This is a genomic window from Paenibacillus sp. 01T422 (assembly GCF_056398785.1).
In genome coordinates this window covers 1-7,391 of record NZ_JBFTQB010000240.1, presented here as the reverse complement: position 1 = coordinate 7,391, position 7,391 = coordinate 1, and the positions used below count along the sequence as shown (strand labels likewise).

Annotated in this window: 6 protein-coding genes and 1 pseudogene; 1 reads left to right on the top strand and 6 read right to left on the bottom strand. The window is 45.7% G+C overall.

The window, feature by feature from the left end; genetic code table 11:
- Positions 1–1,334: 1,334 nt before the first annotated feature.
- Genes tatA through AC1DUA_RS15335 form a run of 4 tightly spaced genes read right to left on the bottom strand, consistent with a single transcriptional unit; the run spans position 1,335 to position 4,880 of the window.
- Positions 1,335–1,532, bottom strand: coding sequence for a twin-arginine translocase TatA/TatE family subunit (gene tatA, locus AC1DUA_RS15350; RefSeq protein WP_477500597.1), 198 nt, complete (start codon positions 1,530–1,532; stop codon positions 1,335–1,337).
- A gap of 49 nt (positions 1,533–1,581) precedes the next feature.
- Positions 1,582–2,313: a twin-arginine translocase subunit TatC gene (gene tatC / locus AC1DUA_RS15345; RefSeq protein ID WP_477500596.1), complete on the bottom strand. Its 732-nt coding sequence runs from the start codon at positions 2,311–2,313 to the stop codon at positions 1,582–1,584.
- Positions 2,314–2,350: 37 nt separating this feature from the next.
- Positions 2,351–4,072: a GMC family oxidoreductase gene (locus AC1DUA_RS15340; protein WP_477500595.1), complete on the bottom strand. Its 1,722-nt coding sequence runs from the start codon at positions 4,070–4,072 to the stop codon at positions 2,351–2,353.
- A 34-nt stretch (positions 4,073–4,106) separates the two neighbouring features.
- The gene (locus AC1DUA_RS15335) at positions 4,107–4,880 is read right to left on the bottom strand and encodes a gluconate 2-dehydrogenase subunit 3 family protein (RefSeq protein ID WP_477500594.1); all 774 of its coding nucleotides are present in this window, start codon (positions 4,878–4,880) and stop codon (positions 4,107–4,109) included.
- A gap of 202 nt (positions 4,881–5,082) precedes the next feature.
- Between AC1DUA_RS15335 and AC1DUA_RS15330 the strand changes: the two genes are divergently transcribed.
- Complete coding sequence (locus AC1DUA_RS15330; protein ID WP_477500593.1) at positions 5,083–5,457, top strand: c-type cytochrome; 375 nt, start codon at positions 5,083–5,085, stop codon at positions 5,455–5,457.
- A 42-nt stretch (positions 5,458–5,499) separates the two neighbouring features.
- Here AC1DUA_RS15330 and AC1DUA_RS15325 read toward each other — a convergent pair whose 3' ends face one another.
- Positions 5,500–7,212 carry an adenine deaminase gene (locus AC1DUA_RS15325; RefSeq protein ID WP_477500592.1) on the bottom strand — a complete coding sequence of 571 codons (1,713 nt, stop codon included), beginning with the start codon at positions 7,210–7,212 and terminating at the stop codon, positions 5,500–5,502.
- Positions 7,213–7,233: 21 nt separating this feature from the next.
- Positions 7,234–7,391 (bottom strand): annotated as a pseudogene (locus tag AC1DUA_RS15320) (ABC transporter ATP-binding protein); the annotation flags it as partial.

Below are 7,391 nucleotides of genomic sequence, written 5' to 3'. Positions count from 1 at the left end.
GAGTTTAACTCTCGGATATTCCTTAAATAATGCCCATTAGTATCAAGCACAACAAAACAGACCTGAGTAATCAGGTCTGTTTTGTTCACTAGTATATCTATTACATATGTAGTAATAGTTACAGTTGCATATACAGCATTCCCGTTAGTATAATTTCTAACTTTTAAGCAATACATCTGACCTGAATTTAAATAATAGTTTGAAATCTTCGAGTATCTGCTACCTCCACCAATGCCGTCATCATCTTGCGTAAGAATATTTAGAACATAACAAGTTATCCCTCGCTCAGAAATCGAACAATATTACCCTTTGGCTCGCTCAGACTGTATTAATAACACCTACGCTTGAAACAATTAGCAAGCACACCTATAAACCCCCTACTGAATTGGGTAGTATAATTGCCAATGAACTAAATAAAAGCTGGAAACTCACCTCAAAAGAAATATGGCTCCCCGCTCCTTTTATGGTATAGCTGGGTAACGGAAACATTGAAAAAAGAGACTGTAGGAGTTTAACAAGCTTGTAGATCAAACCTAGACACTTTCATGTCGTTAGACTGTTGGGTATCTATGGCGATATTCGGTCCCATCTATCACTTCTATCCGCATGCAGCAGAAACGCGCCTAGCAAGCTTCACTTCTGGTTACATAACATTGGCTTGCCTCTTATGCAGGGTGGACTAGCGATTAAGATTATCTTCGGCAATTCCGCCTTCCTCCCGCTTGTCATTGTCAGTTCCTTGCTCGTTTTGTTACGATATTGACTGTTGAACGATCCTATATCCTATACCACTTGCTCGAGTAATCCTGATGGAGCTTGTTTTACGACGCTAACTTCTGCATCCTACTCTCCCCGCCCACTTTAACGTCGATTAACAACGTCTCAGCCTACTCCAAGAACATTAAAATGACCGAGGGAGAGCATCATTTTTTGAACTCTTGGGCTCAGACTTTTCACATTAAAGGGAAATACTGCCGATATTTAGTAGAATAACGCAACTATAGCACGAATAACTGGCATTCCTCCTGTTAATGGGGGTGATTGAACTTGAAAGCAGGGATATCGAAGTAATTAACGGGAGTTTTCTCCGTTGTTTAGCTTGCTAAGTCAGAACCCGCTTAAAATTACGGTAATTTTTCCCACTAATGATCCAATCAGCTAAGCGTGGCAAGTTCCTCCCCGTGTGAACGTTTCGACGAAGGTGTATGAACCTTCACTCAGCAGACGAAAAAACTCCCCCAACAGTCATTAGAATGACAAGGGAGAGCCTCTTTTTAAACTTTCGGGACAGCCTCATCTGAGCTAAACGTCATTCGCAGCTCCGATTCACCTTCTCATAAAGGCTTCTTACCCTCATTTTCAATCAGGTGCTCACGTTCGCCCTCATCCATAATGTTGCGCGTGGAATTACGGAACTCTCGAAGGGTATCGCCAAATGCTCTTCCCAGCTGTGGCAATTTGGAAGGGCCGAAGACGATTAAAGCGATCGCCAAAATCAATATTAAACCTGATACACCAATGTTGTTAAACATGCGTATCCTCCTTTTTATAAAGCTATTTGTCAAACTGCCTTGCCTCATTTTAGCTATTTGTCGGACTGCTTTGCCTCATCGCTCTCCACTGCCAGTTGGAAGCCAAAGCGCTGATCTCGAACAGCAGAAGCAATGGAACGGTAACCGATAGATGTGAAACCATATCCGGAGGCGAAATGCATGAGCCCGTAATCGTTAAAGCGATGTACGCGTACTTCCTGGACATTTTCAAGCGCTCCGGCGTCAACAGTCCTATTTTGGTCAGAAATAGAAGAATCACGGGCAGTTCGAACGCTATTGCCATCGGAAATACGATTTGAAACAGAAATCCAAAATACCGGTCAATGCCATACGTTTCCACCGCGCCAATGGTTTGATTCATACGCATCATAAAGCGAACCATCATGGGGAAGACGACCCAGTAGCTGAACGCTACCCCGATGATGAATAACGCAAAAGCTACGGGTATGTACGGGAGAGCGCTCCTAGACTCCGCTTCTGTAAGCCCTGGCTTGACGAATGCCCATAGCTGGTAGAGCACCACCGGCACAGTAAACAATAAAGCGAAGAGGAATGCGCACTTCATATAGATCATCAGCCCATCTGTAAACGAGAACACATTCCACTTAATCTCACCGATCATAGGCTGCTTTTTTAAATACAGCAGGATATCACTGGAGAGATATAACCCGGCGCATAACATGATGACGAACCAAACCAACACAATGATTAACCGCTTACGGACCTCGGTAAGATGCAAAATCAAATCTTCTTGCTCCATGCGGAGCCTCCCATCTATAGGTCACGTTCGCGCCTGATTAAACGACCATTCCGCCTTGTTTCAAATATTTCGCAATCCCTTCAACGGCTCTATACGCAAGAGCTCCAACTGTCCCAGTCGGATTATAGCCGCTGTTATGACCAAATGCTGATGCTCCGACTACGAAAACATTTTCAGCATCCCACATTTGCAAATACGAATTGACAGCTGAAGTAGAAGGGTCCGCGCCCATTATGACTCCACCTGTGTTATGAGTGGACTGATACGGCACGATATTGTAAGGGCCCAGCTGATCCGATGAACCAATACTCGTTGGATTCATTTCTTTCATAATTTCAGCCGCTTTACCACTCACGAATTTGATCATCTGCCGATCCTGCTCTTCGAAATCAAACGTAATTCGCGGCAACGGAAGCCCATAGGCATCTTTATAGGTAGGATCCAGATCCACATAATGATGCTTCCAAGGCAAGCTTGACCCTTGCGGAGATACAGCCAAGACACTATTCGCGTATTTCAGCGATTTCTGCTTGAAATCTTTCCCCCACGCAGCTGTACCTTTAGGAACAGAGTTAGTAGCTATCGGCCGTTGTCCGGTTTGTGAAATCCGAATACCGGCTCCATGAAGGAAATTGAGACTACTATGGTCAAAATTATCTCCATTGAAGTCAGGAATCTCCATGCCAAGCGATCCTGCACCGGCAAATAAATTGAACTCTTTGTCATCAAAAAATCCAGTAGCCGAGCCGCCGTTCGTTTGGTAGCAGTAATTTTTGCCGATTACTCCTTTACCGGAGGCTGGATCGTAAGGTTTGCCCAATTTGGAAGTCAGCAAAAGCTTAATGTTATTGAACACATAGCTGGCCATAATCACCACATCAGCCGGCTGCTCGAACTGTTCCCCTGTCACTGTGTTGACGTACACAACGCCACTCGCCTTTTTGCCGTCATTTAACACTTGAATGACATTCGAGTAAGAGCGCAGCTCGAAATTGCCCGACTTCTGAGCAACTGGCAGTACAGTCACCACGGCATCTGCTTTGGCGCCATACTCGCAGCCAAAACGCTCGCAATATCCGCAATACTGGCATGCTGCTCTGGYAATGCCGTCTGGATTCGTGTATTGTTCGGACAGATTCGCCGACGGCATCATATAGGGGTGATAACCCAGTTTCTTCGTCGCATCCTCGAACAGCTTCAGAACTGGCGTTTTCACCATTGCCTTCGTTGGAAACGGATTCGCACGCTTGCCCACCATCGGATTCTGATCCGGATCTCCCGAGATGCCTGCCAGCTTTTCAAATTTTTCGAAATAGGGCTCTAATTGGTCATACGTGATGCCCCAGTCCTGGATGGTCATGCCCTCCGGTATTTTCTGCTTCCCGTACCTCTCAACCGTTTTACTATAGATTTCAAAATCGTACGGAAGGAACCGATACGTTTGTCCATTCCAGTGAATACTCGACCCGCCGAGCCCTTCACCTAGTAAAAAGGATCCGTATTCTCGCATGGGGACTGCCGCTAACTTGTCCGTATTACGGAACGTGACCGTCTCCTTGGATAGATCCTGCATCAAATCGTATCTGGAAGCATAACGCAGCTCGTCATGCACCATATAGTAATCCTGGGTGCTTCTTGGCTTTCCACGCTCTAGTCCAACCACCTTAACTCCTTGTTTCGACAGCTCGGCAGCGATGATGCCCCCGACCCAACCCATTCCAACAATAACTACCGGAACTTTTGGCATTTTAGTAGCCATGTGCTTTTTTCCCTTCCCTCATTGGATTTCATACTTAATGAACAAAATGATCATGCAAGCTGCGTGGTTCCATAGCAACGAACTGATCTTTGCCCATGATATCGGTATAGCTCATTTGGTTGCCCGGATATTTCCGCATTTTCCAGCCCTGCATATCCTTATTCCCTCCATATAGCGGGTCTGAATACACACCTTCCATCACGAGCACACGGAATTGATTGAAAAAGGTTTTACCCGTTACACCATTTACAACATTAATTTCACCTTTTTCCATGGAGGTAAGGATCGCGTCCTGTTCCTCAGGAGCCAGCTCCACGAAGGATTTGGTATATTTCGACTTGCTCGCTTCCTCCATACTCTGCAGGCCCATCGTAATCAACTCGTGGCGCTGAATGCTTAAGTAGTCACCTTGCGTCACTTCACCCTTAACAAAGGGACCCGTCCGATACGTACGGGCATTCACGCCCCAAGGGCTTGCCAACTGATGATCGATGTAAAAGGCAACTCCTAAATCAGTCGCACCCGGACCGCTTTCATCTTTTGGGAAAATACGTTCGGCCGCAGCTTCTGTCATCTGTAACTGGGCCTGGTTGAAAAACATTGGTGCTCTGTTGTAGTCCATCCCGGCTTGAACTTGCGGCGTTGCGGATGGCGAAGGGGCTGGCGTCGCCGGCTTTTTGGTAAATCCGCCGGAAATCGCACTGCCAATCACCCCTCCTACCACCACTCCACCAATAGCAGTGCCGGTATATTTCAGGAATCTGCGTCGCGACTGGTCAGGGGAATTTTCCACATTATTATCAGCCATAGGGTTGCCTCCTTGGAATTTTATGAACATTAGGTTAGTTATGGTAGTTATGGATATCATGAGCTCAGACCTGTAATCTTATTCATTATTTGCATGAAAAATTGGTAATTCGGGCAATGTAAATTTACAGTCATTACGCAGATTTTGTATGCAAGCAATGGCTGTCTTGCACTTGAACCTACGTATATGAGGAGAAGTCCACATGAAGAAAACTTTATTAGTCCTCTCTCTGCTACTCGCCAGCTCTCTAGCTGCCTGCGGCAAGAGCGAAACAAAACCGGAGGCAAGCTCCTCCGCAACTGCAAGCCCTGCTGTATCAGCAAGCCCGTCCGCGACCACAGGAGGTACAACAAAGGTTGAAGCAACAGCCGTGTTCAAAGCCAATTGTGTAAGCTGCCATGGCGTCAACTTGGAAGGTGCTGTAGGACCTAATCTTCAAAAAGTAGGCAGCAAACTGTCTAAGGATCAAGTTGCTGCAACGGTGACCAACGGGAAAGGCGCAATGCCTAGCTTTAAAGGCAAGCTAAATGACGATGAGATTTCGTCTCTCGCTACTTGGCTTGCCGACAAGAAATAGGATACAAAAAATCCCGCCTCAGCATGAGTGCGGGATTTTATATTAATTAGAAACGATTAAAGGTACGACTTTACCGCTATTCACGTCGATTAGACCATAGTCGGTAATTTTCAGAGCAGGACTTACAGGTAAAGAATGCGTGCTGATCGACATAATAGGATTATAATGACAGTAGCCTAACGATTCCATCGCTTTGCGCAGCTGTTCTACTTCCTTGGCAACCTCCTCAAGTGGAGCTTCCGTTAAAATACCGCCTACAGGCAGCATAAGAGAAGCCATTACCTTACCGTCTTCTACGACGCTAAAGCCCCCCTGATTGTTAATCACCTCATTAGCCGCGATCATCATATCATGAGGATTGTGTCCGACAACAAGTAAGTTATGATTGTCATGGGAATATGTCGTCGCTACGGCACCTCTTTTAATCGTATCGCCGCCAATTAAACCATAGGCACGATTTCCGTTTTTACCATAGCGTTCAAAAGTAGCAATAAGTCCTTTTCCGCTTTCCTGCCACATGAGCTCACCGGAACGAACAGGAACCTCTGCATGGTGCTCCTCTGTAAACGTAGAGCCGTTTTTCACCATCATTACACGGCAGGCATAAGAACCTTCCTCTACTTCTACGTTGACTGAGAAATCTGCCTCTGTTAATGGCGACATCCTGACGCTTTGATAATAGTGTGCCGGAAAGGCAGGATCGTTCATAACTGAGGTATAAGCCTCTTGAACATCATAGACCTTGCGTCCGTGCTTGAACACTTGGTCAATTGTCAGCTGTTCCAGATTAGAAATTAACTGAAAATCACCGACTTTGCCCGGTGCAATAACGCCGCGATCATACATCCGCATTCTTTTGGCTGGAGAAAGGGTACTGGCATAAATCGCATGCTCGGGCTTCATCCCCATCTCGATCGCTTTACGCACAATATGATTCAAGTGACCGCGACGCTCGAAAGAGTCTGCCATCACATCGTCGGTAACAAAGCAGAAATGCTCAGACACTTCATGTTCCTTCAAATAGTCCATCACTTCAGGCGTCATTGATTTCTCCTGAATTTCAATAAACATGCCCGCAGCGATCCGGGCTTCCATACCCTCAATTGTCTGATGGGTGTGATCAGAATCGACTCCGCTATAGATCATCCTATGCAAGTCCAAATCCAGCAGTTTCGGCACATGCCCCTCAATAATCAGATGAGGATAATGTTTGCGAATATGATGGATGATCTGATTCGTTTTGCAGTCTGGATCTGTTATGACATCTACGAAATTCATAATTTCGCCTAAACAAATAATTCGCTCTGTTCGCAGCAGTTCGTCCATATCCTCGATTTCAATCGAGCCGCCAGACGTTTCCATAGAAGTAGCAGGAACCGAGCTAGGAAGGGCATAGAACATGTCCGCTACACAATTCTGGCTAGCTTTGATGAATTCCTTTACCCCGTCTAGTCCGAAAACATTAGCAATTTCATGAGGTTCTGGAACAATCGTCGTAACGCCATTACGAATGAGGCCGTAGGAGAACGTCTCCGGTGTAACCATTGTGCTTTCGATGTGCAAATGGATGTCGATGAGGCCTGGAATCATGTAACGCCCTTGCCCGTCCAAACGCTCAGCAGCTGCAAAGCTTTCCGCACCTTTATTTCCGATATATAGAAACTTGCCATCTAGAATGGCTGCATTACCTTCGATGAAAGTTTTAAAATAACTATTATAAATTTTTACATTTTCGATCAGTAAATCAACATGCATATGCCTTTACCTCCAAGTACACTACTCTACTAGAACCAATTTCTCGCTTGGAAAATGAAGCTTAACCTCTTGACCGCTCGGATACGGGAATTCCATTTCTTTATTGACCGTGATGTCTCCCAGAATCGTCTCAACGACGTATTGATAGCTTCTCCCTAAGAAGGTGCTCACTCTAACAC